Genomic DNA, 25496 nt, shown 5'->3' on the forward strand with positions numbered 1-25496 from the left:
CCGATCATCGTCGCGCCCGGCCCGGAGCGCGCGACCTGTCGGGCCGGTCGGGGTGATGTGGCACACACCCGCACCGGCGGTGCGGCCGTCGCCATCAGGTTCTTTGCGTACGGTGCAAGGGTTCCTTGAGCATTTCGCACTGGAGTGGGACGCGGCGGGCGCACAGGATGCGGGCTGTGAACACCGAACGAGACCATGACCTGCTGGCCGTAGTGAGCCAGTCCGGACCGACCGTCACCTTCTTCGACGCCGTCACCCATGAGCGGCTGGACGTCCTCGATGTGCCCGCCGAGCCGCACGAGTTGTGCTTCGACCCGGACCGGCGGCTGCTGTACTGCGCCACCACGTACGTCTCCGGTTACTACCACGCCCATCAGGGCCGCGCCAGGCTGATCAGCGTCATCGACGTGGACGCCCGCAAGGTCGTCGGCACCCTCGACCTCGGCCCGGACCACGCGCCGCACGGACTGGCCCTGGACCGGGAGCGGGGCCGGCTGTACATCAGCGTCGAGGCGACGGCGACCGGGCCGGGCGGCGTGGTCGTCCTCGACGCCCGGACGCACGAGCGGATCGGCAGGATTCCGGTGATGGCCGACGGTCCGCACTGGTTCGCGATCGCCCCGGACGGGCGCCGCGGGTGGTCCACCAACAAGGAGGCGCCGTTCGTGTCCGTCGTCGACCTGGAGCGCGATGAGTTCGCCGGGCGGATCCCGGTGCCGGGCAGCGAGGGGCTGGACGTCTCGCCGGACGGCCGCTATGTCTATGTCGCCACGCCGAAGGGTGACTTCGGGGATCCGGCCACCGCGCCGGTGGGCGTTCGGGTGATCGAGGCCGCGACGGGCGAGGTGGTGCGGGTCCTGCCGACCGGCGGTGTGGTCTTCCCCGTGCACACCACCGTCACGGGTGCGGTGCTCGCGGGTGAGCTGCGGATGGCGGAGACGGCCGACGGCGCGCTGGGCACGCACGCCGACGGGGTCCTGACGGTGTTCTCCCCGGACACCTTCGAGGTGGTGGGGCGGGTGCCGGTCGGCCGGTTCCCGCTGACCATCACCTCCTCGTCGGACGGTGCGACGGGCTATGTCTCCAACGTCGTGTCCAGCACCGTGACCGTGGTGGACCTGCGGGAGATGCGCGTGGTGACCACCCTGGAGGTGGACCGGGCGGGCGAGCCGGGCGCGCACGGGCTGGCGTACATCCCGGCGGCCGGCGGCCGGCTGACGGCTGACGGCTGACGGCTGACGGCTCAGTCGCTCCGGACCGTGGTCTCCCCCGCCCGGCGGGCGAGCGTGTCCATGACCTGCGCGTCGGCATGGAGGCCGAGTTCCCGGTACCGGGCGGCCGCCCGGCCCAGATGGTCCGCGGCCTCCTCGTGCCCGCCGCCGGCGCTCAGTGCCCGGCCGAGCGCTTCGTGGCTGCGGGCCATGAGGAGGTTCTCCTCGGTGAGCCGGGCGCCGTCGAGGGCGCGCCGTGCGTGGTCGAGGGCGGCCGCGGTGTCCCCGGCGGCCGTCAGCGTCTCGGAGAGCCGGTAGAGGCACTCGGTCTCGATACGGGTGTGGCCGCTGGTACGGGCGCGTTCGAGCACGCGGGTGTACAGCTGGACGGCGGCGGCGTGCCGGCCGTCGTAGGAGTGGCTGAGCGCCTCGGTCATCATCGCCGTGATCAGCCACTCGCGGTCCTCCTCGCCGGTGAAGACCTCCGCCAGGGCCCGGCATTCGGCGCCGATCCGGGCCAGTTCCGTACGGCGGCCGGGGTCGCGCACCTCGACCTGGAGGAGGACCGTGCGGCGCCGGGCGGTCAGCCGCCGGTCGCCGGTCGCCTCGGCGAGGGCGACGGACCGCTCGGCGAAGTCGCGGGCCGAGACGTGGTCCCCGCATTCGAGGGAGAGTTCGGCCAGCATCGACAGGGCGAACAGCACGGCGAGGAAGCGCCGGGTGCCGTCGGTGAGGGAGGGCGCGTCGCCGAAGAGCTCCAGCACTTTCAGCAGGTGGGCCCGGGACTCCTCGGAGGAGGAGTGCTTGCGGTGGATGACGCCGGCCGCGTAGTGGGCGGTGCCGATGGTGTCCTCGTCGCAGCCGGCGTGGGCGGCGGGCACCAGGTCGGTGGCCGCCCGTACGAGCGAGGCCAGCGGAAGCGACTCCTCGAAGCAGGGCATGAGGGCGAGGATGTCCACGCCGAGGGCCACGGCGTCCGGATCGCCCGTGGCGGCCGCCTGCTCGACGAGGGCGGTGAGCGCGGGCAGGGCGTCGCGCACCCAGATCACGGCGTCGGGGCCGGTGCCGACACCGGCGCCGGCCGTGCGCCGGGGGTGGGCCTGGCGGGTGAGCGGTTTGCCGAGCGGCTGGGTCGCCTCCACCGTGGAGATGACGCTCGCGCACATGAAGTCGACGGCCAGCAGGACCGCCTCGCGGCGCTGCCGCTCGGTCAGCTCCGTGCGGCCCTTGGCGCGCGCGTAGACCCCGACCAGGTCGTGGAAGCGGTAGCGGCCCGCCGCCCAGGTCTCCAGGAGGGCGGCGTCGACCAGTGCCTCCAGGATGTCCTCGGTGTCCTGCTCGGCGAGGTCCAGGACGGCGGAGGCGGCCGGTACGTCCCATTCGGCGCGGTGCGGGATCGACAGGAGCATGAACGCTCGGGCGTGTTCGGGGCCGAGCTGGGAGAACGACAGCTCGAAGGCGGCCTCGACGGCCAGGTCACCGGCGCGCAGCTCGCCCAGCAGCCGGGCCTCGTCCGACATCCGGGCCAGCAGCGCGGCGACGGTCCAGGCCGGGCGGGCGGCGAGGCGGGCCGCGGTGACGCGCAGCGCGAGCGGCAGGTGCCCGCAGGCGGCCGCCAGCGCCGAGACGGCCTCCCGCTCGTCCGCCAGGCGCCGGGGACCGGCTATGCGGCCGATCAGCTCGACGGCGTCGCGGTGGCCGAGCCCGTCGAGGGGCAGGGTGAAGGTGGCGGGCATGGCGGTCAGGGCGCGGGCGGTGATCAGCACCGCGCACCGCGGCTCGCCCGGCAGCAGCGACTGGAGCTGGGCGACGCCGACCGCGTTGTCGAGTACGACGAGCACGGCGCGGCCGGAGAGCGCGGAGCGGAAGAGGGCCGCGCGGTCGGCGAGCCGGGCCGGTATCCGGGCGGGCGGCACACCGAGGGCGGCGAGGAATCCGCTGAGGATGTCGGCCGGATCGGCGGGGTCGCCGTCGGCGCCGCGCAGTTCGGCGTAGAGCTGGCCGTCGGGGAAGGAGTCGGCGACATCGTGGGCCGTGCGCAGGGCGAGGGAGGTCTTGCCGACGCCGCCCATGCCGGTGACGACGGCGACGGCGTGGGTGCCCTCGGCGGTGAGCGCGGCGGCGAGGGCGGCCGCCTGGTCGTGACGGCCGGTGAAGTCGGCGGGCGGTGCGGGCAGTTGCGCGGGGACGCTCACGGAGTGGGCCGGGGCCGGCACCATGTCCGCGGGTAAGGACGCAGGTGTCGGGGGCGCCGTGACCCGGTCGCCGGCCAGTATCGCGGCGTGGGCGGCCTTGAGCGCGGGCCCGGTGTCGATGCCCAGCTCCTCCTTGAGCACTCTGCGGGCCCGGTCGTAGGCGGCGAGGGCGTCGGCGGTCCGCCCGGACCGGAACAGGGCGTGCATCAGCGCGCAGTGCAGCCGCTCCCGGTAGGGGTGCATGTCGAGGGCGCGCAGGATCCCGGGAATGGCATCGGCGTGCCGGCCGCACTCCAGGAGCAGTTCCAGGTAGTGCTCGACGGCGGAGGCGTGCTGTTCGGTGAGGGTGTGGCGCTGGGCTTCGGCGAACGGGCCGGAGAGCCCGGCCAGCGCGGGGCCGCGCCACATGCCGAGCGCCTCCTCCAGCACGGTCACGGCGACCGCGGGGGCGTCGGCGGCGGCGACGCGCGCCTGGGCGGCGAGGCGGCCGAAGCGCAGGGCGTCGACGGAGTCCGGGGGGAGCCGCAGGATGTAGCCGCCGACGGCCGATTCGATGACCAGCGGCGCGGTGGCCGGGGCGCCGCCCGCGCCGGGGGTGCGGTCGGGGGTCAGCCGGGAGCGCAGTCGGTGGACGTAGTTGACGACGACCCGCCGGGCGGAGGGTGGCGGCTCGTCGGCGTAGAGGCCGTCGACGAGCTGACCGGTGGTCACCAGGCTGCCGGCGCGCAGCGCCAGTGCCGCCAGCACCGCTTGGGGGCCGGGGGCGCCGGGAGAGAGCGCGGTCCCCTCCTCCACGGCGCACCGGACGGGACCGAGCAACTGGATCCGGATCCCACTGTTCAGAACGCCCAACGGTGAAATCTCCCCGCATATCGACTGATGAGTGGACCGGCATCATAGGCGAGCCTTCGTCCCCCGGACCAGGGCCGTCCGGTACGCGGGCACGGACGAGGCACAATCGGGGGGTGTCCAGAAACAAAGCGAACCGGCGGCCCGCCGTCACCGCCACCTCTCCCTGCCCCTGCGGGCTCGACGCCGCCTACGGCGACTGCTGCGGCAGCCTCCACGAGGGAACGAGGACGGCGTCCACGGCCGAGCGGCTGATGCGCTCCCGGTACAGCGCCTTCGCCGTCCACGACGCCGATTACCTGCTGCGCACGTGGCACCCCTCGACCCGGCCGGACGGCATCGACTTCGACCCGCGGCAGCGGTGGACCCGGCTGGAGATCCTCGGTACGCGGGACGGCACGCCGTTCCACTCCGAGGGCACGGTCGAATTCCGCGCGCACTACACCGTGCGCGGGCAGGCGGACTCCCAGCACGAGAACAGCCGCTTCGTGCGCGTCGACGGGCACTGGGTGTATCTGGACGCGCTGGACTGAGGGGGGCGTCGGGCCCCGGCCGGGCTCGCGAGGTTCAGCGGTGTTGTGCCGGCGCGGGTGCTGTCCGGGTCAGCAGGGCTGTCGCCACGCGTCCAGTTCGAGGCGTTTCCGCATCGAACTGAGGCCCAGCTTCCCGGCGGTGGCGCAGAAGTCCCCCGGCTTCAGTTCGTACTCGACGTGGAAGACGGCCTTCTTCGCCCGTACGAAGGGCGTCAGCCGCTCGCATTCGCCGTACTGCGCGCACTGCTCGTTCACGGCGAAGTCGAAGTCGGACACCAGCTGCGGGATCTGTTCGAGGTCGTTCTTCAGGCCGATGGACAGGCCCCGGTCGTGGGCGAGCCGGACGAGCATCCGGTTGAAGGCGAGCTGGTGGGCGGCGGTCAGGGGGAAGCCGGTGCGGTTGCGGAAGCCTTCGGTGAGGTCCGGTTCGACGGCGTCGAAGCCCTTCTTCCGGCACATGTCGAAACGGGCCGCCATGAGCGGTCGGAGGGCGTCGAGGCGGCGGATGTCCAGCCACTTCTCGCCGTCCCAGCCCTTGTTCCGCTCGCCGAGCAGCGCTTTGGGGAACGCGTCGTGGTCGGGGCGGAAGTCCTCCCAGGCACCGGCGTTGATGTAGCAGATGACCTTCCGGCCGCGGGCGTGGAGGCGCGCGACGGTCTCGGCGGAGTTCTCGAAGCCGTCGATGTCGTAGACGGGGACGTCCACGGAGGTGTCGACCCGGCCGTCGAGCTGCCACTGCCAGCGCGTTCCGGGACGCGGCTGCCAGCGGTCGCCCGACCGCGGGCCCTCCGACCGTGTGCCCTCCGGCTCGGGGCCCGCTTCCGGCTCCGTCTCCCCGGCATCCGTCGAGGAACATCCCGCGAGCACCAGCAGCAGCGTCGCCGCCAGCCCCGCGGCCGCGCGCCGCGCCCTCACCGTGTCTCCCCCCGCACCCCGGCCGTCCACGGGGCGCTCCGCCAAGGATTCTCCCCCACCCCGGGCACCGCGCAGTGCACTCCGGCACCCCGCCCGTCGGCGGTACGGGCCACCTGGCCGGCGTGCTCGGACGGCACTCCGTAGACGAGGTGGCAGAAGCGTCCCGGCGGGTGGTCGGCCGTCCAGGCGGGGACGCCGGCGCGCCGGTACTCCTCCCAGGTGCCCTCGAAGGTGACCAGGAGATCGGCGACGCGGGCGTAGCCGGGGTCGGGGTGGGTGCCGGGGTTGAGGACGGTCGTCCGCGCGCCCAGCGCCCGGGCGAGCCCGGCCAGCCGCCGGTAGTGGGGCAGCGGTCCGGCGTGGGCGGGCACCTGGTCGAGGAAGACGCCGTCGACCTCGTACCACCTGCGGTGCCTGCGGATGTCGCCGACGATCTCGCGGGCCGGGCGGCGGCCGTAGCCGGTGTCGACGTAGCCGAGCAGCGGCACGCCCGCGGAGCGCAGCCGCGCCGCGGCCTCGCCGAAGGCGGGGTCGGGCGCTCGGCCGGGGCCGTCCGCGACGTTGAGCACCACCCCGCGCAGGACGGGCGCGGCCGCCTCCAGCGCTGTCCACGCGCCGGGGTCGGCCGCCGGGTGGACGTACAGCGGTACGAGGAGGCGGGCTCCGGCGGCCGCGGCCGTGCGGGTCATCGCGCGGGCTCCTCGGGGCGGGCGAGGGTCTCGGCCCACAGGTCGGTGAGGGACTCGGCGAGGTCCCGGCGCGGGATCCAGTCCAGGGTGCGGGCGGCGAGGGAGATGTCGGCCTGCTGCCAGGGCACGGCGGCCGACCGCGGGGAGTCGCCGCCGTCCTCGTCGAGCCGGCCGCGGAAGCCGGCCGCCCGGATCAGTCCGTCGGCGATGTGCCGGGCCGGGCGGGCCGTGCCGCCGGCGATGTTGAGGACGGGTGGCAGCGGGCAGGGCGTGGTGACGGCGCGTGCGATGGCGTCGGCGACGTCGCGGGCGTCGACGAAGTCGCGTTGCGCGGTGAGGTCGCCGACGCGGATCCGGCCGTCGGTGCCGGCCCGGCGCAGTTCGGCGGCCAGTCGGCCGGGCAGGGAGGCCGGTGACGCGCCGGGGCCGACGGGGTTGAACACCCGCAGGACGACGGCGTCGAGGCCGGAACCGGTCACCGCGAGGGTGCCGGCGAGTTTGGTGGCGCCGTAGAGGCCCATGGGCCGGGTGGGGTCGGTCTCGGTGAGGGGGTGGTCGGTGGCGCCGTACTCCGCGGCGGAGCCGAGGTGGACCAGGCGGGCGCCGGGGGCGGCCTCGCGGAGGGCCTCGCACAGGACGGCGGGGCCGCGAGTGTTGGCGCCGGCGAGGGCCACCGCGCTGCCACCGACCGCGCCGGCGCAGTTGACGACGGCGTGCGGTGCGGCCTCGCGCAGTGCGGCGGCCAGTCGGCCGGTGTCCGCGGTGGCCAGGTCGACGGGGAGCGCGGCGCCGGGCGCCCGGCCGCCGTCGAGCACCCGCGCGCCCGGCAGGGCGCGCAGGCTCTCGACGGCGTGCCGGCCCAGGAAGCCGGTCGTGCCCAGGACGAGAATGCGCATGCGGACCGGTCACGCTCCCTTGATAAGCATGTCGCGGTGCATCGAGAACTCCCGGTTGGCCCGGTCGTAGTCGTCGGGACGGCCGATGTCGAGCCAGTAGCCGTCGAACTCATAGGCGTTCGGCGGGCAATTGTCCGCCAGCATGTCCAGGACCAGTTCGTCGAAGCCGAGGGGCAGGCCGGGGGTGTAGCGGGTCAGGGCGGAGCGGGAGACGCCGTAGACGCCCATGGACACGCGGTAGTCCATGCTGGGCTTCTCGGCGAAGCCGACGACTCTGCCGGAGTCGGTGGTCAGCACCCCGAAGTCGATGTTGACCTGGCGTGCGTAGGTGGCGATGGTCAGGGCCGATCCCGAGGTGACGTGGGTGCGGTAGAGGTCGCCGAAGTCCAGGTCGGTGAGGATGTCGCCGTTCATCGCCAGGAAGTGTTCGGGCAGCCTGTCGAGCATGGTGAGCATCGGGCCCATGGTGCCCAGCGGGCTCTCCTCGGTGGCGTAGTCGACCTCCATGCCCCACTGGGATCCGTCGCCGACGTAGGCGCGGATGATGTGGCCGAGGTGTCCTATGGCCAGGGTGCAGCTGGTGAATCCGGCGCCGGCCAGCTGACGCATCACGATCTCCAGGATCGCGTGCTCCTCGCCGATGGGCACCAGCGGCTTGGGCAGTGCCGTGGTGTACGGCCGAAGCCTGACGCCCTTGCCTCCGGCAAGTATGACTGCGTGCATGGTGCCGTCCTCTCTGCGTGGGTGACGCGGGGCGAGCGGTGCCGCCGCGTCAGACGTTGTAGATGCCCGCCTTGTACCGGGCGAGGTTCTGCGGATCGCGGAAGAAGGCGACGGTGTGGGCGAGTCCCTGTTCGAGGGTGTGGGCCGGTGCCCAGCCGGTGGCGTCGCGCAGCCGGGAGGCGTCGCAGACCAGCCGCATCACCTCGGAGGCGGCGGGCCGGATGCGCTCGGGGTCGGCGCGGACGTCGAGGTCGGCGTCCATGAGCTTGCCGATCAGGGTGACGAGGTCGCCGATGGAGATCTCCTCGCCGGTGCCGGCGTTGAAGGTGCGGCCGACGACGTCGTCGGCGGGCGCGGTGCCGACGGCGAGGAAGGCGGCGACGGTGTCCTTGACGTAGCTGAAGTCGCGGGTGGGGCGCAGGTCCCCGAGGGTGATCTCGCGCTGTCCGGCGGCGACTTGGCCGATGACGGTGGGGATGACGGCACGCATGGACTGCCGGGGTCCGAAGGTGTTGAAGGGCCGCAGGGTGACCACGGGGAGGCCGAAGCTGGCGTGGTAGCTGTCGGCGAGGCGGTCGCCGCCGGCCTTGGAGGCGGCGTACGGCGACTGGGTGTTGATGGGGTGGTCCTCGTTGATCGGCACGGTCTGCGCGGTGCCGTAGGTCTCGCTGGTGGAGGTGTGGACCAGGCGCGGTATGCCCTGGTGGCGTACGGCTTCGAGGACGTTGAGGGTGCCGGTGACGTTGGTCTCCACATAGCTGTGCGGCGCGCGGTAGGAGTACGGGATCGCGATCAGCGCGGCGAGGTGGTAGACCGCCTCGGCGCCGGCCACCAGGCCGTTCACCGAGCCGGGGTCGCGTACGTCACCGAGGACGACGTCGACCTGGGACATCACCTCTTCGTCGAGGGTCTCCAGCCAGCCGTAGGACGAGAAGGAGTTGTACTGCACCAGCGCGCGGACCCGGCGGCCCGAGGCGACGAGCGCCTCGACCAGGTGCGAGCCGATGAATCCCTCCGCGCCGGTGACGGCGACGGGTGCGGATGCGGGCATGGGAGATCTCCCTCGGGGTACGGGCGGTGCGTGAGCGGGTGCGGTGCGGGCGGTGCGTCAGCGGTGGGTCGTGAGCCGTCCGAGCTGGGCGGTGGCGACGGCGAGCAGAGTGGCCGCCGTTCCCGCGCAGACGAGGAGTTGAACGGTGGCGGGGGCGGAGATCCCCAGGGCGAGCGCGGCGGTCTCGGTCCCGGCCGCGGTCAGGCAGAGCGCCGCGGGTGCCCAGGCGGCGCCGAAGGCTTGCAGCAGCAGTCCGGTCCACATGACCGCTCCCAGCGCCAGCAGCGCGGCGAGCCGTGAGGCGGTCTGGGGCGGGTCATCCTGCCACAACACACCGGTGGCCAGGGCCAGAACGGCGAGTGCGCCGAGATATCCGGCCATGCACAGGGCGAGCACGCGGGTGACCGCGAGCAGCAGTCCGCCGGTGGTCGTGGTGCGGGCGAGTGCCTTGAGCGCCATGCTCCGGCAGCGGTAGAGCAGCCATTCGGCGGCTCCCATGCTGAGGGTGAGCGCGATGACGGCGGCGCCCGCGGTGGTGGCGCCCGGGCTGCGGCGCAGGATGTCGCCGAGCGCGGCCAACGTCGTCAGGACGCCGCAGCCCAGGCCGAACAGGGCGTACGGGAGCGAGGCGAGCGGCGCGAGGGCGGGCGGCGCGGCGCCGTGGTCGCCGTCCTCGCGGGTGCGCAGGATCTGGAGGGCCGCCGTACCGAGCACGCCGCCCAGGGTGGCGAGCAGCAGCAGAATCCTTACGGCGGGCGGTGGTTGGACGAAGAGGAGCAGGGCTCCTCCGACCGCGGTGGGGACCAGGGTGAGCAGCAGGAGCCGCTCGCGGCCCAGGACCAGCAGCACGGTGGCCGCCGCCAGGTACAGCGCCTGGCCCGCCGCGAAGAGCGTGACGCCTCCGACGCCGGGGGCCAGGAGCGCGGCGACGGTGGCGAGGAGCGCGCCGAGCGGGGCGCCGCCACGCAGGCAGCGTCCCGCCGCGGCCCGGCCGCCCGACGCCAGGCGCACATAGGCGCGGTGGGCCAGCCCCTGGTTCCAGGCCCAGGCCACGAGCGCGGAGACGACGAGCCCGCCGGTGCCCGTGGGCAGGCCGTAGCCGTCCCGGGCGCCGGTCATCAGCGGTGCGCCGAGGGCGTAGCCGCAGCCGGGCAGGGTGAAGACCAGCGCCCTGAGGGCGGACCGGGCGGGGTGCGCCTTCCAAGGGTCGGGCCGGGGGGCCGGTTCGGGGTGGCTGCGGGGCACGCGTGCGTACAGCTCCGCCGCCAGCTCGAACGCGTCGCCACGGCCGTAGCGCTCGGTGATCTGCTCGCCGGTCAGGCCGTCGGCCTCCAGGACGGCCGCGATCTCGTCGGGGTGCACGGCGACCGCGCACACCTCGGCGAGCTCCTCGGCGAGCGCGTCGATCGGATCCGCCGCCCATTGCGGCCTGGGCCGGGGGCGGGCCGCCACCGGGGCGGCGGCGAGATCGTGGGCGGGTTCGGGTTCGTCCGGTACGAGACGCAGTAAGCCGCTCATCCGGCACCGCCCGCGGCCATGGCCATGACGGGTGCGTCCGCCCGTTGTTGCGCCTGCTGCCGACGGCGCCAGGGACGCTCGACGGCCGGCTGCCGCCTGCTGTCCGCGAGGTCGCGGTAGATGTCCCGGAAGGCGCTGATCGTCTGCCGGAGGGTGAACTGTTCGATCACCCGGAGCCGGGCCTCCTCGCCCATGCGGGCGCGCGTCGCGGGGTCGTTGAGGAGGGTCAGGGCGGCCTTGGCCATGCTCTCGGGGTCGCGCGGCGGTACGACCAGCCCGCTGTCGCCGACCGCCTCGCGCACGCCGCCCACGTCGGTGGAGACCGTGGCGCGCCCGCAGGACATGGCTTCGATGAGGGTGAAGGGGAAGCCTTCGCTGATGCTGGAGAGCATCACGATGTTGCCCGCCGCGTAGGCGTCGCGGATGTCCTCGACCCGGCCCTCGAAGACGACGGCCTCGGCCACGCCGAGTTCGGCGGCGAGCTTCTCACAGGCCGTGCGGTAGCCCTCGCCGCCGCGCGGGGTGCCGCCGAAGAGCCGCAGCCGGGCGGCGGGGATCTCCGCCCGTACGAGCGCGAAGGCCCTGATCAGGGTCTCCAGGCCCTTGATCGGGTCCACGCGCCCGGCCCAGCTGAGCGTGGGGATCTCCGGCTCCGGCCCGGCGGGCGGGAACGCCGCCGGGTCGACGCCGTTGTAGACGGTGCGGATGCGGTCGGGCGGTGTGCCGCCGTGCTCCTCCCAGCGCCGGTTGTAGCGGTTGCCGGGGGTGACGAGCGCGGCGACCCGGTAGCTCTCCACGGCGAGCATCCGGAAGAACCCCAGCATCAGGGCCTTGACCGGCCAGCGGTACGGCTCGGCACGGAAGCCGAGGTAGCGCTCGCGGAGATAGATGCCGTGTTCGGTGAGCAGGAACGGGGTGCCGTGGCGGTGGTGGGCGATCAGGCCGGGCAGCGCCGCGAGCCCCCCGCTCACCGCGTGGGTGACCCCGTCGGCGGGCGGGTCGGCGGCGAGCGGGCGCAGCGCGTGCTCCAGCAGGTCGGTGGCCAGCAGCGCGTCGTGGAGCGTGGGGCGGGCGGCGGCCGTGGCGAGACCGGGCCGCCGCCACAGGCGTACGAGCGTGCGGGCGGCGGCCTCGCTGCGGAGCGCCGGGGCGAGGGTGCCGGCCGCGGCGTACTCGGCCAGCCGGTAGAAGGCCCGGGGGAAGTGGTGCTCCTGGGCCGGGTCGAGGAGGGTCAGCAGGAAGAGTTCGTAGGCGGTGAGGAGGGCGCGCAGGTCACGGCCGCGCGGGGTCCGCCCCTCGGGCGGCGGCCCCCACAGCGGGTGACATGTCACGCTCCGGACGTGGGGCGGCAGGTCCCAGGCGAGCGGTTCCCGGCCGGTTCCGGTCACCGCGATGATCCGGAAGTCGACGTCGGGCATGCCCTGGACCAGCTGGTCGCACCAGACGCTCACTCCGCCGTGGCTGTGCGGGTAGGTCCCCTCGGTGAGCAGGGTCACCGAGGAGGTGTCGAATCCCGTTTCGGCAAGCGGTCCGTGCATGAAATTCGGTTCTCTCCAAAGAGGGCGCGGCTTGGGGTGGTGCGCGGAGTGAGCGGTGCCGGGGTCATGGGCGTGCGGTCGCGGTCGGCCCGTAGGGGACGCGGTGGGCGACGCCCTTGGGTACGGGCAGCGAGGCGGCCGGTGCCTGGACCGGGGCGGTGCGCGCCGGGAGCGAACGGGCGGCGGACGTGGCGTCCGCCGGGAGCGTGAGGGCGAGCTGCGTCTGGCCGGCGGCGGGTGCGGCCCAGCCGGAGCGGGCTCCGGCGTAGGCGGTGCCGAAGTCGCCGGTGGAGCCGGTGCGCACGGTGCCGTTGGGCGCGGTCACGGCGGCCTGGGTGCCGCCCGGCGCGGTGACGGTGACGGCGGTGCCGACGCGGTAGGCGGTGACGTTGCCGGCGGTGAGCGCGGCCTTCCAGGCGGTCCGCTTGCCCATCTCGGTGCCGATGTCCCGCATGCGGAGGTTGACCAGCGGGGTGTTGTCGGCGAAGAGGCCCTTGTACTCGTCCAGGACCTTCTCCAGGACCGTGTAACCGATCCGCTCCTCGGAGAGGTTCGACTGGTGCATGAAGTGCGGGCGCGGGTCGTTGGCGAGGACGTGACCGAGCGCGATGCGGGTCTCAAGGGGCGCGATGTAGGTGGCGAAGCCGGTGTTGACGTTCAGCGGGGCCTTGAGGCAGGTGGTCGTCGTGGAGTTCTCGCAGGTGCCGCTGCCGCCGTCGGCCTTCTTGGTGTAGAGCCAGTTGTACTCGTCGGTCTGCTCGGCGGCCCTGCCCACGTTGTAGTAGACGTTCATGGGGTAGCGGGGCACGGTCAGGGCGGTGCCGACCGGGCGCTGCTGGGGCTCGCGGGAGTTGTCGCTGGCGATCCAGGCGACGCCGCTCTCGGCGAGGACGGGTGCGAGCTCGGGGTTGTCGCTCGGCTGTTGCGGCGTGGTCCGCAGACCGGAGTGCTCGCCGGTCACCAGCTCGTCCTTGTCCAGGGTCAGGCCCTGGCGGGCCGCCCAGACGAGGTTGTCGTTGACCTGGCGGCTGATCGTCTGGCGGGGGACCCACTGGGTGCGGCCGAGGAAGTCGGTGGCGCACTTCCAGGGGACGGCGGTGGTGTTCTGCACGCAGCCCAGGAAGGCGTGCGTGTAGGTGTGGTTGATCCAGCGGTAGGACTTCTGGTCGGCGGTGAGCTGCTGGAGGAGCGGGTCGGGCGCGCCGCCGTGCTCGGCCCGGTACTCCTCGCTGCCGACGCCGTTGTAGGCGAAGTCCAGGGGGAGGCCATGGCTCTGGGACCACTGCTTGGCGTAGGCCGCGTCGGCGGCGGTCATCCGGATCGACGGCTTGTCGGGGTCGGGGTTGCCGGGGCAGTCGACGTCGCCGGGGGTGCACTTGAGCTTGGTGTCCCAGCGGTCGTCGGCGGCGAAGACGTCGTCGACGTGCACCCCGAAGTAATTGCGCGCGGCGCCCAGGTGGACGCCCTGGGTCACCCACTCCACGATGCCGCGGGAGACCAGCCGGAACTGTGTCTGGTATTGGTTGGCGACGAAGGTGACGACCAGCTCGCTGCGGCCGTCGTGGTCGTACTGGCCGATGAGCGACCCGCGGGCGGTGCCGCCGGGGATGGGGGCGTCGAGGAGGCTGGTGTACTTCGCACCGTCCGCCTGCTTCTCCAGGGGCGTGGCGAGGTAGCCGTAACTCTCGTTGACCGAGGTGTCGTTGTCCTCGAAGGGAACGTTTCTCCTCAGGTAGCCGAACGGCGCGGTGGCGCCCTGCGGGGTCACCTGCGCGGTCTTGCCGTCCAGGGGGCCGCTGTAGCCGGCGTCCTGCGGGGTGTTGAGGCCGACGGCCGGGCGGGCGTAGGTGTAGGCGTCGACCTGCCGGACGCCGAAGCGCTTCTCGTACGAGGCCAGGGCCGCCATCTCGGGCGAACCAGCCCCGAAGGGGTTGTCGTTGGGCAGCACGACGCCCTGGAACTTCGCCCGGGGTCTGCCGTCCACGGTGTCGCTGAGGAACGCCTCGTCGACGCGCGGACGTCCGGACTCGGTGAGGTCGACCCTGGTGTACGGGGTGCCGGCCTCGTCGAGTTCGGCGCGTATCGCCTCGGTGGCGGGGCCGCCGTCGTCGACGACCAGCAGCCTCAGGTCGATCCTCGGTGGCGCATCGGCGGCCTGCGCGCCGCTGATCGGCACGGCCATCGCGAGCAGGACTCCGGCGGCGCAGGCCGCGGCAAGACGGGTCGTACGACCCATAGGATTCTCCCCCCAGAACGGCACGGCGCACGAGGTGCGCCGCCGTCCGGTCATGACGTGTACGAGCGCCGCCGGATCCGGCGGCCGCTCCGTACATCGAATGGTCCCCACAACACGGCCCCCAGCACGATCGCGCCTCCCCACGCGACCGTCCGCTCCCCCCGGATGCGTACACCGATGTCCGCACCCGAACCGTACGGCCGGAGCCGGGACCGCACGACGGTATTCGGGCGGCCCGGGCACGGCTGTGCCTCGGCTCCGGGAGACACCGCTGCCTCTCGACCGCCCAGCCATATAGTGCGCCATGCCCGGAGGTCTCGCTGGCTCACTGCCCAGTAGCCCGGGCGCTGTTCACCGCGTCCTGGCCTGAATTGACCGCGCCATGACGAGGCCGTCGGCGGCGTCCGCCCCCGTACGGTCGTGGACGCCGCTGTCGCCATCCGCGCGATGACCTGTGGCGACCTCGGGGGATGCCGGCGCCGGGGGCGAACCGCCCGCTCGAAACCACAGGAGCCACTCGAAGAACGGGCCGTCCGGAGATCGGCCTGATGACGGCTGTCCGGCTTGCCTGTTGCATCCCCTCATCACTGGATACATCACCCACCCCCGGCCCGCGGCCGTCGCCCCCTCGGCGACCGCCGCCCGGACCGCGACGCAACCGGAACCAACGGACTCCCCTCTAAGTAAGGTTGTCCTCGTTTCCGCGCGGGAGCGGTGACCGTTCCCGCCGCCGGTTGTCCGCTGTCGGCGATTCCGCCCAGAGCGTGGGGCGCTTCCCCAAGTGTGGGTCAGGGGGCAAGGTTTCCGGCATGAGGCTCTTGATATTGGGTGGCACGGAATTCGTGGGGTACGCCGTCACGGAGGAGGCGCTGGCGCGCGGCTGGGAGGTGACGGTCTTCCACCGCGGGCACCACGCCCCGCCCGCGGGCACGGCCGTCCTGCACGGCGACCGGACGACGGAGGACGGGCTCGCGGCGCTGGCCACGGGCGAGTGGGACGCCGTCGTCGACACCTGGTCGGGAGCGCCCTCGGCCGTACGGGACGCGGCCCGGGTGCTGGCCGGGCGGGCCGGGCGGTACGCGTACGTCTCCAGCGGATCGGTGTACGCCTATCCCTCGCCGGCCGGGCACGCCGAGGACCACCCCGTGGTGGACGGCTCGCCCGACGCCGGCGAGGTGGAGTACGCGCAGGCCAAGCACGGCGGCGAACTGGCCGCGGTCGACGCCTTCGGCGACCGGGCGCTGCTGGTGCGGGCGGGGCTGATCCTCGGCCCCCGGGAGAACATCGGGCGTCTGCCGTGGTGGCTGAACCGGATCGCCCGCGGCGGCCCGGTTCTCGCCCCCGGGCCGCGTGACCTGGGTCTTCAGTACATCGATTCCCGGGACCTGGCCGTCTGGACCCTGGACGCCCTGGAGAAGGGGCTCGGCGGCCCGTACAACCTCATCAGCCCGCCCGGGCACACCACGACGGGCCAGTTCCTGGAGACCTGCGTACGCGTCACCGGCTCCGACGCCGAGCTGCGCTGGACCGACCCGGAGCGGATCCTCGCGGCGGGTGTCCAGCCGTGGATGGACCTGCCGGTCTGGGTTCCGCCGGGCGAGCTGTACGACACGTTGCACCAGGGCGCGGTGGACAAGGCGCTGGCGAGCGGGCTGCGTTGCCGCCCCGTCGCGGAGACGGTGGCCGACACCTGGGCATGGCTGGGCGAACTGGGCGGCGTGGCTCCCCGGCGGCCGGACCGGCCCGCGCTCGGTCTGGATCCCGAGATCGAGGGGAAGTTGCTCGGGGGTGAGGGGTAACGTGTGTGGGCCACGTGGAAATAGGGGGAAATGGCGCATCAAAGCAATAAACCCATGACGGCCGGTTCCCGTCTCCTGGGGAAAGTATCCCCAAGGGAGTGAACCGCCGTGGGCCTTACGTCCCAGACGTTCCTGATGTTCCTCGTACTCGTCGCCATCGCGGTGAGCGCTCTGACGCTGTGGCTGTGGCCACGCGCCGCGAGGAAGGGACCTCTCGCGTGGGCCTCCCGCCTCGGGCTGCTCGTACTGACCCAGATCGGCGTGCTGTCCGTGCTGCTGGTCGCGGCGAACAACGAATTCGGCTTCTACTCCACGTGGAACGAGCTTCTCGGCCGCGCGTCCAGCCACCAGGAGTTGCGTGAGGGCGGGTCGGACGGCGAACGTCCGCCCGCCCTCACGGTGAAGGGCCAGGAGGAGTCCATCGGCCTGAAGGGCACCAGGGAAAAGGCCGGCCAGGTCGACCGGATCGAGATACGGGGGCCGGTCAGCGGATTGGGCATGGAGGGCTATGCCTATCTGCCGCCGCAGTATTTCCAGAAGGGGCACGAGAAGGAGAGGTTCCCGGTGGTGGTCGCGATCACCGGGCAGCCGGGGGTGTCGAAGAACCTCATCACCCAGCTGAAGGTCCCGCAGGCCGCGTCCGCCGCCATCATGGCGAAGGAGATCAGACCGACCATCTATCTGCTGGTGCGGCCCTCGGTCGTCGCCGACCGCGACACCAACTGCACGGACGTGCCCGGCGGTCCGCAGGCCCTGACCTTCTTCAACCAGGACCTGCCGCTGGCCGTCTCCGAGCACTACCGGGCGGCCGACGCCCCGGGGAGCTGGGGCGCCGTGGGCAATTCCACCGGTGGCTATTGCGCGTTGAAGCTCGCCATGACCAATCCCGCGCGGTACGGCGCGGGGGCGGGGCTGTCCGCCGACTACTTCGCGCGGCAGGACGGCAAAACCGGCGATCTCTACGCCGGCAGCAAGCAGTACAAGAACGAGAACGACCTGATCTGGCGCATGGAGCACATGCCCCGGCCGCCCGTTTCCCTGTTGCTGTCGACCAGCAAGTCGGGCGAGGAGAACTACCGGCCCACGTTGAGGTTCGCGGACGGCGCCAAGTCCCCGACCAAGGTCGGCAAGCTCGTCCGCGACGAGGGCGGCCACAACTTCCAGACGTGGCGCGAGGAGTACCCGGTCGTACTGCGCTGGCTGGACAAGGAGCTGGCCGCGAAGAAATGAGCGGCCGACCGCGACGGACAGGCCCTCCGACCGCGGGCCCACGAGGGGCATTCGCCCTGGCCATGACAACGATGGGATCTCAACTGGGCATCATTACGGTGGCCCAGGGCCCGCGGACCCGCCTCGGGCCACTGGGATGGGACCCCGTTGCTCCGGTGTGAGCCGTTATGCGCCCTGCTCAGGCGCTCCAGGGTGTGCGGATAATGGGGGCGCCGCTCCGGCGGCCGGGGCCTTCACGGGCAGGGGGCCGGCGGAGCGGCGGAGTACGAGACACCCAAGAGCACCTAGTGGGAGCGTGGATGAACGACCATCTGAAGCACGACGCGCGGCAGGGCCGCCGACAGACGGGGGCGACGGCGCCCGTCCGCCGGCGCCGGACCCGTCGGGCAGCGGTCCTCGCCGTGCTGGCCATGGCCGCGGCGCTGCTGGTGTCGCCGGCGGTGGCGGCCGAGGGCCCGGCCCGGCCGGCCGCCGCCACCGGTCAGGTGGAGGTGGCCGCCGGCACCGCCGCCACAGGGACCGTGGCGGCGGACAGCGCCGAGGCGGAGCAGGTCCTGGCCTCCTCGCACCACCAGCGGGCCGACAAGGACCGCAAGACCATGGCGGCGAAGCCGAAGAAGAAAAAGAAGAAGAAGGGCTTCTTCAAGAAGCTCGGAGTCTTCCTGATCGTGGTGATCATCCTGGTCGTCGTGTTCGTGCTGGTGCTGATCGCGCTGGCGATCCACTTCGTGCGGAAGGCCCTCAGGCGCCGCCGGTCCTGAACCGGAGGGCGGCCGGCGCCCCGTGAGCGGTCAGCCGCTCTTGCGGCGGAACGAGCGCTGGCCGCCCGCCTTGCCGTGGGTGCCGTGGATCTTGGAGCCGTCACGGCCCCGGTCGGCGGCGCCCCCGTCGGCCGACTGACCGCGCTTGCGCTCCAGGGCCTCCCGGAACTTCCGCTTCACGTCGTCCTCGGCGTCCTGGGTGTCGTTCTCGGGCACGTCCTGGGACGCGGTGCTGTCCGTCATCGGATACCTCCTGGTCATGGCGGCTGTCCGCCCCAGCTTCGCACGGTCGCGCGGCCGCAGAAACCAGTTATGCGGTCAGCCGCGCACGGTCTCAGGTCACCGTGATGTCCCCGTCGGGCAGGTCCTCGACCGTCACCGCCGCCCGGGGCCGCCCCAGCCCGTCCGCCACGGCCCGCGCGATCCCCTCCGGGTCGGAACCGGTGGGGAACGGCACGCTCTCGCCGTCCCCGTAGCTCTCGACGGCCTTCACGAAATAGCCGGGGTGCCAGGCGCCGACCGCGCCCCTGACCTCGACGGCGCTCACCGGCCGGTCGCCCACGCGGCGCCCCAGAGCGGCGAGGATCTCGTCGGACCGGTACTCGCCGGGCACCTGGAACAGGCTGGCGTGGGCTCCGACCTTGCCGCCGTCGCGCAGGCGTACGGTCACGGTCAGGCAGCTGGTCACGCTCGGGTAGTGGATCGTGCCGCCCGGCGCGACCTCCCGGACCTGTCCTTCGGTGATCCTCACCACGGCGGTCGCCTCGCCCGGGGCGGCGGCCACCGTCCGGGGCCGGGCCTCGGCCACGGCCCCGAGCTGCGGGGTGAGCAGGACGGCCACCGCGGCACACGACAGCAGCAGGGCACCGGGCAGAGCGCCCGATATGATCTTGGAGTTCATGCGGGGATCATCCCGCCGTCGGCGCCTCCGGACCAAAACGGCTGCGTACCGCGGTCTGCACCTCGACCTCCTCCGCCGGATCGGCGGCGAGTCGGCGCAGCCGCTCCACCACCCGGGCGTCGGCCGTGGCGGCGTGGTGGGCGGCGAGCTCGCGGGTGGTCTCCTCACAGTCCCACAGGCACTCGACGGCGAAGCCGCGGGCGAACGAGGGGTCCGTCGCGGCCAGCGCCCGCGCCGTGCGGCCGCGCAGGTGCGAGGAGGACGTCTCGCGGTAGATGTGCCGCAGTACGGGCGCGGCACAGCCGATCGACAGGCGTCCGGCGCCGGGGACGAGGTCCCACAGCACGGGCGCGTCGGGCCCCTCGGCCCGTACGGTCCGGCGCAGGGCGCTCAGGACGAGCGCGGAGTCGTACAGCCCGCCCCGGCAGGCGAGCATCCCGGCCGCGGCGGCGCCGAGGGCGTCGGCGCGGTGGATCCAGGCGCGGGCCCGTTCCAGGGCGGCCGTGGAGCGCATGCGCTCGAAGGCGGTGACGGCGGCCTCCGCGACCAGCCGGTCGGGGTCGCCGGCGGCCGCCTCGATGAGGTCGAGTGCCTGCGGGTCGTGGTGCTCGGCGAGATAGCGCAGCGCGGTGGCGCGGGCGGCCTCGGGGCCGGCGGTGGCGGCCTGGATGATCTCCAGACGGTCCTCGGGGCCGGCGACGGCGGTCAGGCAGCGGGTCGCGGGGACGTGGCGCAGCTGGGTGGGGTGCAGGGCGAGGCCCTGCTGGGCCCAGTCCAGGACCTCGCGCACGCTCCAGCCGGGCCGGGGGCCCGAGGGGCGCAGCTGGCGCTGCCAGCGGTCGAAGGAGCCCTGTTCCTGTGCGGCGAGCACGCGGGCCGCGGTCGCGGGGGACTGCTGCTCGTCGGCCCACAGCCGCCACGGGCGGGGCTCGAAGGCGTCGCGCACGGCGGCGGCGAGGGCGCTCTCGCCCTCCGGGGTGCGCGGGAAGCGGGCGAGGACGCTCTCGCCGAGGCCCAGCAGGCCGGTGTCGTCGTCGCGCAGGGCGAGCTCGTCGAGGGCCCAGGCCCAGTTCGCGCCGGATATGGCGTAGCGGCGCAGCAGCAGGAGGGCGTCCTCCCTGCCGTAGGAGGCGAGGTGGCCGAGGACCGCCAGGGCCAGGCCGGTGCGCTCCTCGGCGGTGTCGAGGAGGTCGTCGGAGGCGAAGAGGTGCTCGGCGATCTCGTCGAGCTCGGCGTCGAGGTCCAGACACAGGCGGGCGTAATAGAGCGAGCGGTTCTCGACCTGCCAGTCCCGCCTGGGGTCGTGCAGCACGCAGTGGTACAGCGCGGCGAGCGCCTCCGCCCGCGGCGCCGCGAGGGCATGCAGGGTCCCGTCGCCGCGGCCTCGCTGAAGGAGGCCGAGCAGGGTGCCGCTGGGCGCTATGTCTGGATCGAACATGGGGTCAGCATCCGGTGCGGGGAGTCGGCTGGCAACGGGATTTCCGTCGTCCGGCATTCTTGCCGGTGTCCATGGGGCTATGCCGGGTGAACAGGGGTAACTCGATGTCGTCCGAGCGCCCGCAGCCTACCTGGAGTGAAGCATTCCGCCGAGTCGTGCCCGAATTGCCCGCTCCGGCCCTCGCCCCACGCCGGAGGCAGCCTCCTTCTGGACCCCGGAAATACCGCCCGTCCCATGCCGAAGGCATGTGCCCTCGACACCACCGGATCGTGTGTTGCCAAACCACTTACGAGCCCTCGCTCACTGTGCAACAGTCGTTACCGGCCCTTTCCCCGGACCCAGGAGCCGGCCGCGCCGCGCCGGTATCGGAGTACGACATGCCGTCCCCTCTGCACGCTGACCGTTCCGCCGCTCGGCCCCCCGAGCACGGCACAGTCGACGCGCTCATTTCCCAGACGCGACGGCTGCGCGGCGGCGTCGACGCCGTACGCCGTGAGACGGCGGGCGAAGAGCTGTCGGAGGATCCGCAGCTGCGCTGGCAGCGCGCCCTGTGCGATCTCGCCGTGCACCACCTCGACAATCTCGGCGAGCACCTGGGACAGCTCCGCGAGGGCATGCCGGGCGCCGCCGATCCGTACGGGTCCGACGAGGTCCTCGTCGCCCCGGCCGGCGCCGTCGGCCCCGCGGACGCCCCCGGCGTCGGCCCGGACGCCGACGCGTCGCCCGGTCGGGTGGGCAGCGCCGAGTGGAATTTCCTCACCGACGACGTCACCTGGTCGGATGAACTCTTCGCACTCTTCGGCCGCCGTCCCGAGGACGGTGCCCTGACCCTCGACGAGCTCCCGTCCTGCCTCCTGGAGGAGGACCGGGGGCTGTTGACCGCGATGGTCACCGACTGCCTCGTGGACGGCAAGCCGATCGACGGGGAGTTCCGCGTCGTGCGCGGCGGCGACGGCGCCACGCGCACCGTGCACATGATGGGCCAGCCGGTGCTCGACACCGATGGCGCCACCGCCTCCATGTGGGCCGTCTTACGTGACGTCACCGAGGAGCGGCGCGGCGCGCGGGCGGTGCACGAGTCGTGCGACTCGCTGCACCGCCACCGGCACATCGTGCGCACCGAGCGCCGGCTGGCGGTCGAGCTCCAGGAGGCCGTGCTGCCGCCGTGGCGTGGCTCCCTGCGCTTCCCGCAGAGCGCCGGCGGTTCGGCCGGTGCCCTCGGCAGCCTCGACCTGGCCGCGCATTACCTCCCTTCCGCCAGCAGCGCCCTCATCGGCGGTGACTGGTTCGACGCCCTGCAGCTACCCGACGGGCGGACGCTGCTGAGCGTCGGCGGCCTCACCGGGCACGGTGTGACCGCCACGTCGACCATGGCCATGCTGCTCGGCGCGCTGCGCGGCATGGCCGTCACCGGAGCCGACCCGGGCCCGCTGATGGGCTGGCTCAACCACCTCCTCGACGCCTCCGCGCAGCCCGCCCTGGGCAGCGCGGTCTGCTGCCGGTACGACCCCGCCACCCGCGTCCTCAGCTGGTCGCAGGCGGGCCATCCCCCGCCGCTCCTCTTCCGCGCCGGGCGGGGCCGGGCCCTGCGACCGCCCGAGGGCGTGCTGCTGGGAGCGGTCTCCGATGTCACCTACGCGCAGGCGGAGGAGCCCCTGGAGCCCGGCGATGTGCTCCTTCTGCACACCGAGGGCCTGGTGCCGCACAGCGCGGAGCCTGGCATCGACACGGGCACCGAGCGGCTGCTGGGCTTCGCACCGCGGATCGCCACGGCCAGGAGTGCCCAGGAGTGCGTACGGGCCGTGCTGGAGGAGTTCGGCGCCAAGGAGCGCGAGGACGACGGCTGCGTCCTGATCGCCCGGGTCCCTTCCTGAGGACGACGGTCCTCGGACCTGCCGGAAGCGCGCCCCGGCCGCTCAGACCGCCGCGCTTCCGCCCTTACCCGCGCCGCCGCTCCTGCTGGCGGCGCTCTTGGGTGCCTTGGGCATCGCCCGCTGGATCTCCTCCCGCAGATCCCCGATCCGGACGTAGTCGGCGTACCTCCCCGTGAGCCGGTACATCTCACGCAGCCGGTCCCAGGTGCGGTGCGAGGAGGTCTCGCCGATCGACACCAGCGCAAGCCGGGCATAGGTGTCCGCCTGCTCGGGGTCGTTGCCGATGAAGCAGGCCGAGGCCATGGAGATGTAGTCGAAGATCTTCGACCGCAGGGTGTCGTTCCCCCTGAACTCCAGCGCCTTCTTGGCGTGCTGCTGGGCCATGGCGGCGGCCTTGGGGTCGTGCTCCGCGAGGGTGCGGTAGGCCAGCGCCTGCATGCCGTGGAGCTCCCCCTCGTGGAACACCTGCATCCAGCTCGGCGCCGGCACATCGCCCCGGTCCGACACGAACAGCTCCTCGGCCTCGCCGAGGGTGCGCCGCATGGCCTGGCCGCGACCCAGCGACGCCTGCGCCCAGGCCTCGATCGTGCAGAGCATGGCGCGGGTGCGCGGCAGGGTCTCGTCACCGGAGCCGGACTTGGCGAGATTCATCAGATCGAGCGCGTCGTCCGGGCGGCCCAGGTGGACCATCTGGCGGGCGGCGCGGGAGAGCGCCTCCCCGGCCCGGGGACGGTCGCCGCCCTCGCGGGCCGCGTGCGCGGCGATGACGAAGTACTTCTGGGCGGTGGGTTCCAGGCCCACGTCGTGGGACATCCAGCCGGCGAGCACCGCGAGATTCGCGGCGACCCCCCACAGCCTGCGCTGGAGGTGTTCGGGGTGGTGGTAGGCGAGCATTCCGCCCACCTCGTTGAGCTGGCCGACCACCGCCTTGCGCTGGAGCCCGCCGCCGCGGGCGGCGTCCCAGCGGCGGAAGACCTCGACCGAGTGCTCCAGGGCGTCGATCTCGGTGGAGCCCACGGGCGCCGCTTCATAGCGGTCGAGCCCGGCGGGGTCGGCATGTGCGGTGTCCATCCGCAGGTCGTCGAAACGGGGGGCGTCGGAGGCGAGAGCCGGATCGGTGTGCAGCCAGTCGCGCATCGCGCCGCTGAGTGCTGAGCCTGCGGCGAGCGCGGCGCCCGCGCCCACCAAGCCGCGTCGGTTGAGCATGAGGTCCATTCCCGTGAATTCGGTGAGGACCGCGGCGGTCCGCTCGGGCGGCCAGGGCAGTCCGTCCGCGGACTGCCCTTTACCCGCGCGCCCTCGCCGGCCGAACCCGAGGTCCTCGATGGTCACGACACGACCGAGTCGCTCGGTGAAGAGGGCTGCCAGCACCTTGGGCACGGGATCGCGGGGTGACTCCCCCATGTCGATCCAACGCCGTACCCGCGAGGTGTCGGTCGCCAGCTGTGGATGGCCCATGACGGCCGCCTGCCGGTTCACGAGTCTCGCGAGTTCGCCCTTGGACCAGCCGGCCAGGCCGAAGAGGTCCGCCAGGCGGGTGTTGGGTTCCCTTGTCACGTCAAGCCCCCAGGTTCTCGGCTGACTTGAAGGTATCGGGCCGACATGGGCCAAGCGAGTATTCGCCAGGGTTCGCCAGGGTGCGCCAGATGGTGTGCCACCCGCGGCCGGGTGTGATGTAGGAACGCGCCACCCCGGCCACCCGGCCGCCGGACCGCATTCCCCAGGGTGCTCCACTGCCGGGGGACCGGGGAGCGCGGCAATTCGTCGGCACACGAAGGGATCTGTACCGCCCATGTATGCAGCCTCGTCCTCCGTGTCCGCCCCGCCCCGGCCGCTCCGTCCGCAGCACGCCGGCGGCGGGCCGTACCTCGACCCCTCCCACGCCGCGGGAGCGGCCTTCGGGAGCGGGCGGGCCCGGCGGGCCCCGGGGGTCGGCGGCCAACCCCTCAGCGGGAGAATCGACTTGTCCGGCCCTCAGGGCGCGCAGCTGCGTACGGCGATCGCCGCCGTCCATCGCATCTGCCCGGAGTTCAACCCCGTCCAGGTGCTGCGGCACAGCGGGCGCTCGGCCCTGCTGGTCGGTTCCACCGGCCGCAGCACAGCCGTGGCCAAGTGTTTACTGGACCATTCGCCCGCGTGGGCCGAGCGGTTCCGCCACGAAATAGCTACGTACCGGGCGTTTGTCCGGCATCGCCCCCCGGTGCGGGTGCCGCGACTGATCGCCGCGGACCCCGACAACTGCACTCTGGTCATCGAGCGGATGCCGGGCCGCCCGGCGGCCGGCCGGCGCCACCCCGTGGACACCCCGCCCCGGGCGGACGTCCGGGCGGCGCTGGGCGCGATCTGCCGGGTCAACCTCTGGCGGCCCCCGGCCGGCATGTTCGACATGCCGCTCGACTACGGCAAGCGCATCGCCCGCTATCACGAGCTCGGCCTGCTCACCGACCGTGACCTGGGCGACCTCCAGAAGCTGCTGCACGGGCTGGCCCATGTCCAGGGTCAGTTCTGCCACGGCGACGCGCTGCTCTCCAATGTCCTCCTCTCCCCCGCCGGCCCGGTGCTGGTCGACTGGGACCAGGCCGGCTGGTATCTCCCGGGCTACGACCTGGCGACCCTGTGGACCGTCCTCGGCGACGCCCCCGTGGCGCGGCGCCAGATCAGCCAGCACGCCCAGGCCGCCGGACCCGCCTCCCGTGACGCCTTTCTGGTGAATCTGATGCTCGTCCTCACCCGCGAGATCCGTACGTACGAGACGGCGGTCCAGCGCTCCATGCACGACTCGGCGCCGACTCCCCCGGGCGCCGCCGAGACCGGCGAGGAGCAGCGGTTGCTGCTGCGCCGACTGCACGACGACTGCGCGCTCGCCAGGCGTGCCGTGCGAGCCGCGGTCGGCACCCGCTGACCGACGCCCGGTCCACCCCGACGCGCCGCGCCCCCAGCGCGGCGCGTCGCCGTGTCACCGGTACGGCCCAATGACTCTCCTCCGGCCGAACATCCGCGCGGCAATTTATCCGGGCGCGGGCGCTGACATGCGCGATACGCAGGGCACGAGCATGATTGACGGATCGTCATCCAGCGGATACCTCTGGTACGTCCGGTCCCGCACGCCCGATCGCGCACCGACCATCCCAGCGCGAGG

20 protein-coding genes are annotated in these 25496 nt (G+C 73.1%); 7 read left to right on the forward strand and 13 right to left on the reverse strand.

The genetic code is table 11. The features are described 5' to 3' along the window. Nucleotides 1-176: 176 nt before the first annotated feature. The gene (locus ACZ303_RS18215) at nucleotides 177-1232 is read left to right on the forward strand and encodes a YncE family protein (protein ID WP_467340054.1); all 1056 of its coding nucleotides are present in this window, start codon (nucleotides 177-179) and stop codon (nucleotides 1230-1232) included. Between the two features lie 11 nt (nucleotides 1233-1243). On the opposite strand, the gene ACZ303_RS18220 is transcribed toward ACZ303_RS18215, so the two are convergent. Then, nucleotides 1244-4258: an AfsR/SARP family transcriptional regulator gene (locus ACZ303_RS18220; RefSeq protein ID WP_467340056.1), complete on the reverse strand. Its 3015-nt coding sequence runs from the start codon at nucleotides 4256-4258 to the stop codon at nucleotides 1244-1246. Between the two features lie 113 nt (nucleotides 4259-4371). On the opposite strand from ACZ303_RS18220, the gene ACZ303_RS18225 reads away from it, so the two are divergent. Beyond that, nucleotides 4372-4788 carry a YchJ family protein gene (locus tag ACZ303_RS18225; RefSeq protein ID WP_467340058.1) on the forward strand — a complete coding sequence of 139 codons (417 nt, stop codon included), beginning with the start codon at nucleotides 4372-4374 and terminating at the stop codon, nucleotides 4786-4788. Nucleotides 4789-4857: 69 nt separating this feature from the next. On the opposite strand, the gene ACZ303_RS18230 is transcribed toward ACZ303_RS18225, so the two are convergent. From ACZ303_RS18230 to ACZ303_RS18265, 8 genes are all read right to left on the reverse strand, one after another. Beyond that, nucleotides 4858-5703 carry an endo alpha-1,4 polygalactosaminidase gene (locus tag ACZ303_RS18230; protein ID WP_467340060.1) on the reverse strand — a complete coding sequence of 282 codons (846 nt, stop codon included), beginning with the start codon at nucleotides 5701-5703 and terminating at the stop codon, nucleotides 4858-4860. Continuing rightward, nucleotides 5700-6392, reverse strand: a complete 693-nt coding sequence (locus ACZ303_RS18235; protein WP_467340062.1) for a spherulation-specific family 4 protein — start codon at nucleotides 6390-6392, stop codon at nucleotides 5700-5702. The genes ACZ303_RS18230 and ACZ303_RS18235 overlap by 4 nt, the downstream gene beginning before the upstream one ends. Then, a complete protein-coding gene (locus tag ACZ303_RS18240; RefSeq protein WP_467340063.1) occupies nucleotides 6389-7288 on the reverse strand; it encodes an NAD-dependent epimerase/dehydratase family protein in 900 nt (299 codons plus the stop codon). The genes ACZ303_RS18235 and ACZ303_RS18240 overlap by 4 nt, the downstream gene beginning before the upstream one ends. 9 nt (nucleotides 7289-7297) lie before the next feature. Then, a complete protein-coding gene (locus tag ACZ303_RS18245; RefSeq protein ID WP_467340064.1) occupies nucleotides 7298-8011 on the reverse strand; it encodes a nucleotidyltransferase family protein in 714 nt (237 codons plus the stop codon). 49 nt (nucleotides 8012-8060) lie between these two features. Beyond that, nucleotides 8061-9062, reverse strand: a complete 1002-nt coding sequence (locus ACZ303_RS18250) for an SDR family NAD(P)-dependent oxidoreductase (protein ID WP_467340066.1) — start codon at nucleotides 9060-9062, stop codon at nucleotides 8061-8063. 57 nt (nucleotides 9063-9119) lie between these two features. Next, nucleotides 9120-10580, reverse strand: coding sequence for a hypothetical protein (locus ACZ303_RS18255; protein ID WP_467340068.1), 1461 nt, complete (start codon nucleotides 10578-10580; stop codon nucleotides 9120-9122). Next, on the reverse strand, nucleotides 10577-12118 hold the full coding sequence (gene pelF / locus ACZ303_RS18260; protein WP_467340070.1) for a GT4 family glycosyltransferase PelF: 1542 nt from the start codon (nucleotides 12116-12118) through the stop codon (nucleotides 10577-10579). Before pelF ends, ACZ303_RS18255 begins: the two co-directional genes overlap by 4 nt. 64 nt (nucleotides 12119-12182) lie before the next feature. Next, entirely contained in the window at nucleotides 12183-14354 is a 2172-nt protein-coding gene (locus tag ACZ303_RS18265) for a hypothetical protein (RefSeq protein ID WP_467340072.1), read from the reverse strand. 809 nt (nucleotides 14355-15163) lie between these two features. On the opposite strand from ACZ303_RS18265, the gene ACZ303_RS18270 reads away from it, so the two are divergent. The 3 genes from ACZ303_RS18270 (at nucleotide 15164) to ACZ303_RS18280 (ending at nucleotide 18144) form a co-directional block, all read left to right on the forward strand. After that, nucleotides 15164-16153 (forward strand): NAD-dependent epimerase/dehydratase family protein, encoded by a 990-nt coding sequence (locus tag ACZ303_RS18270; RefSeq protein WP_467340074.1) that lies wholly within the window; start codon nucleotides 15164-15166, stop codon nucleotides 16151-16153. Between the two features lie 108 nt (nucleotides 16154-16261). Then, nucleotides 16262-17383 carry an alpha/beta hydrolase gene (locus ACZ303_RS18275; RefSeq protein WP_467340076.1) on the forward strand — a complete coding sequence of 374 codons (1122 nt, stop codon included), beginning with the start codon at nucleotides 16262-16264 and terminating at the stop codon, nucleotides 17381-17383. Nucleotides 17384-17682: 299 nt separating this feature from the next. Then, nucleotides 17683-18144: a hypothetical protein gene (locus ACZ303_RS18280; protein WP_467340078.1), complete on the forward strand. Its 462-nt coding sequence runs from the start codon at nucleotides 17683-17685 to the stop codon at nucleotides 18142-18144. 30 nt (nucleotides 18145-18174) lie between these two features. On the opposite strand, the gene ACZ303_RS18285 is transcribed toward ACZ303_RS18280, so the two are convergent. From ACZ303_RS18285 to ACZ303_RS18295, 3 genes are all read right to left on the reverse strand, one after another. Then, nucleotides 18175-18387: a DUF5302 domain-containing protein gene (locus ACZ303_RS18285; protein WP_467340080.1), complete on the reverse strand. Its 213-nt coding sequence runs from the start codon at nucleotides 18385-18387 to the stop codon at nucleotides 18175-18177. A gap of 91 nt (nucleotides 18388-18478) precedes the next feature. Beyond that, nucleotides 18479-19045: a hypothetical protein gene (locus ACZ303_RS18290; RefSeq protein ID WP_467340082.1), complete on the reverse strand. Its 567-nt coding sequence runs from the start codon at nucleotides 19043-19045 to the stop codon at nucleotides 18479-18481. A 7-nt stretch (nucleotides 19046-19052) separates the two neighbouring features. Continuing rightward, on the reverse strand, nucleotides 19053-20483 hold the full coding sequence (locus tag ACZ303_RS18295) for a HEAT repeat domain-containing protein (protein ID WP_467340084.1): 1431 nt from the start codon (nucleotides 20481-20483) through the stop codon (nucleotides 19053-19055). Nucleotides 20484-20860: 377 nt separating this feature from the next. Here ACZ303_RS18295 and ACZ303_RS18300 point away from each other — a divergent pair, with 377 nt between their 5' ends. Beyond that, on the forward strand, nucleotides 20861-22357 hold the full coding sequence (locus ACZ303_RS18300) for a PP2C family protein-serine/threonine phosphatase (protein ID WP_467340086.1): 1497 nt from the start codon (nucleotides 20861-20863) through the stop codon (nucleotides 22355-22357). Nucleotides 22358-22399: 42 nt separating this feature from the next. Here ACZ303_RS18300 and ACZ303_RS18305 read toward each other — a convergent pair whose 3' ends face one another. Next, nucleotides 22400-23914 carry a DNA-binding protein NsdB gene (locus tag ACZ303_RS18305; RefSeq protein WP_467340088.1) on the reverse strand — a complete coding sequence of 505 codons (1515 nt, stop codon included), beginning with the start codon at nucleotides 23912-23914 and terminating at the stop codon, nucleotides 22400-22402. A gap of 235 nt (nucleotides 23915-24149) precedes the next feature. Between ACZ303_RS18305 and ACZ303_RS18310 the strand changes: the two genes are divergently transcribed. Continuing rightward, complete coding sequence (locus ACZ303_RS18310; protein ID WP_467340090.1) at nucleotides 24150-25259, forward strand: aminoglycoside phosphotransferase family protein; 1110 nt, start codon at nucleotides 24150-24152, stop codon at nucleotides 25257-25259. The last annotated feature ends 237 nt before the right edge of the window (nucleotides 25260-25496 follow it).

Source organism: Streptomyces sp. NPDC023527 (genome assembly GCF_055560115.1).

Coding starts and splice junctions, on each gene's coding strand:
- ACZ303_RS18235 (WP_467340062.1), bottom strand. CDS start 6,392: ATGACCCGCACGGCCGCGGCCGCCGGAGCCCGCCTCCTCGTACCGCTG.
- ACZ303_RS18240 (WP_467340063.1), bottom strand. CDS start 7,288: ATGCGCATTCTCGTCCTGGGCACGACCGGCTTCCTGGGCCGGCACGCC.
- ACZ303_RS18245 (WP_467340064.1), bottom strand. CDS start 8,011: ATGCACGCAGTCATACTTGCCGGAGGCAAGGGCGTCAGGCTTCGGCCG.
- ACZ303_RS18250 (WP_467340066.1), bottom strand. CDS start 9,062: ATGCCCGCATCCGCACCCGTCGCCGTCACCGGCGCGGAGGGATTCATC.
- ACZ303_RS18255 (WP_467340068.1), bottom strand. CDS start 10,580: ATGAGCGGCTTACTGCGTCTCGTACCGGACGAACCCGAACCCGCCCAC.
- pelF (WP_467340070.1), bottom strand. CDS start 12,118: ATGCACGGACCGCTTGCCGAAACGGGATTCGACACCTCCTCGGTGACC.
- ACZ303_RS18265 (WP_467340072.1), bottom strand. CDS start 14,354: ATGGGTCGTACGACCCGTCTTGCCGCGGCCTGCGCCGCCGGAGTCCTG.
- ACZ303_RS18270 (WP_467340074.1), top strand. CDS start 15,164: ATGAGGCTCTTGATATTGGGTGGCACGGAATTCGTGGGGTACGCCGTC.
- ACZ303_RS18280 (WP_467340078.1), top strand. CDS start 17,683: ATGAACGACCATCTGAAGCACGACGCGCGGCAGGGCCGCCGACAGACG.
- ACZ303_RS18285 (WP_467340080.1), bottom strand. CDS start 18,387: ATGACGGACAGCACCGCGTCCCAGGACGTGCCCGAGAACGACACCCAG.
- ACZ303_RS18290 (WP_467340082.1), bottom strand. CDS start 19,045: ATGAACTCCAAGATCATATCGGGCGCTCTGCCCGGTGCCCTGCTGCTG.
- ACZ303_RS18295 (WP_467340084.1), bottom strand. CDS start 20,483: ATGTTCGATCCAGACATAGCGCCCAGCGGCACCCTGCTCGGCCTCCTT.
- ACZ303_RS18300 (WP_467340086.1), top strand. CDS start 20,861: ATGCCGTCCCCTCTGCACGCTGACCGTTCCGCCGCTCGGCCCCCCGAG.
- ACZ303_RS18310 (WP_467340090.1), top strand. CDS start 24,150: ATGTATGCAGCCTCGTCCTCCGTGTCCGCCCCGCCCCGGCCGCTCCGT.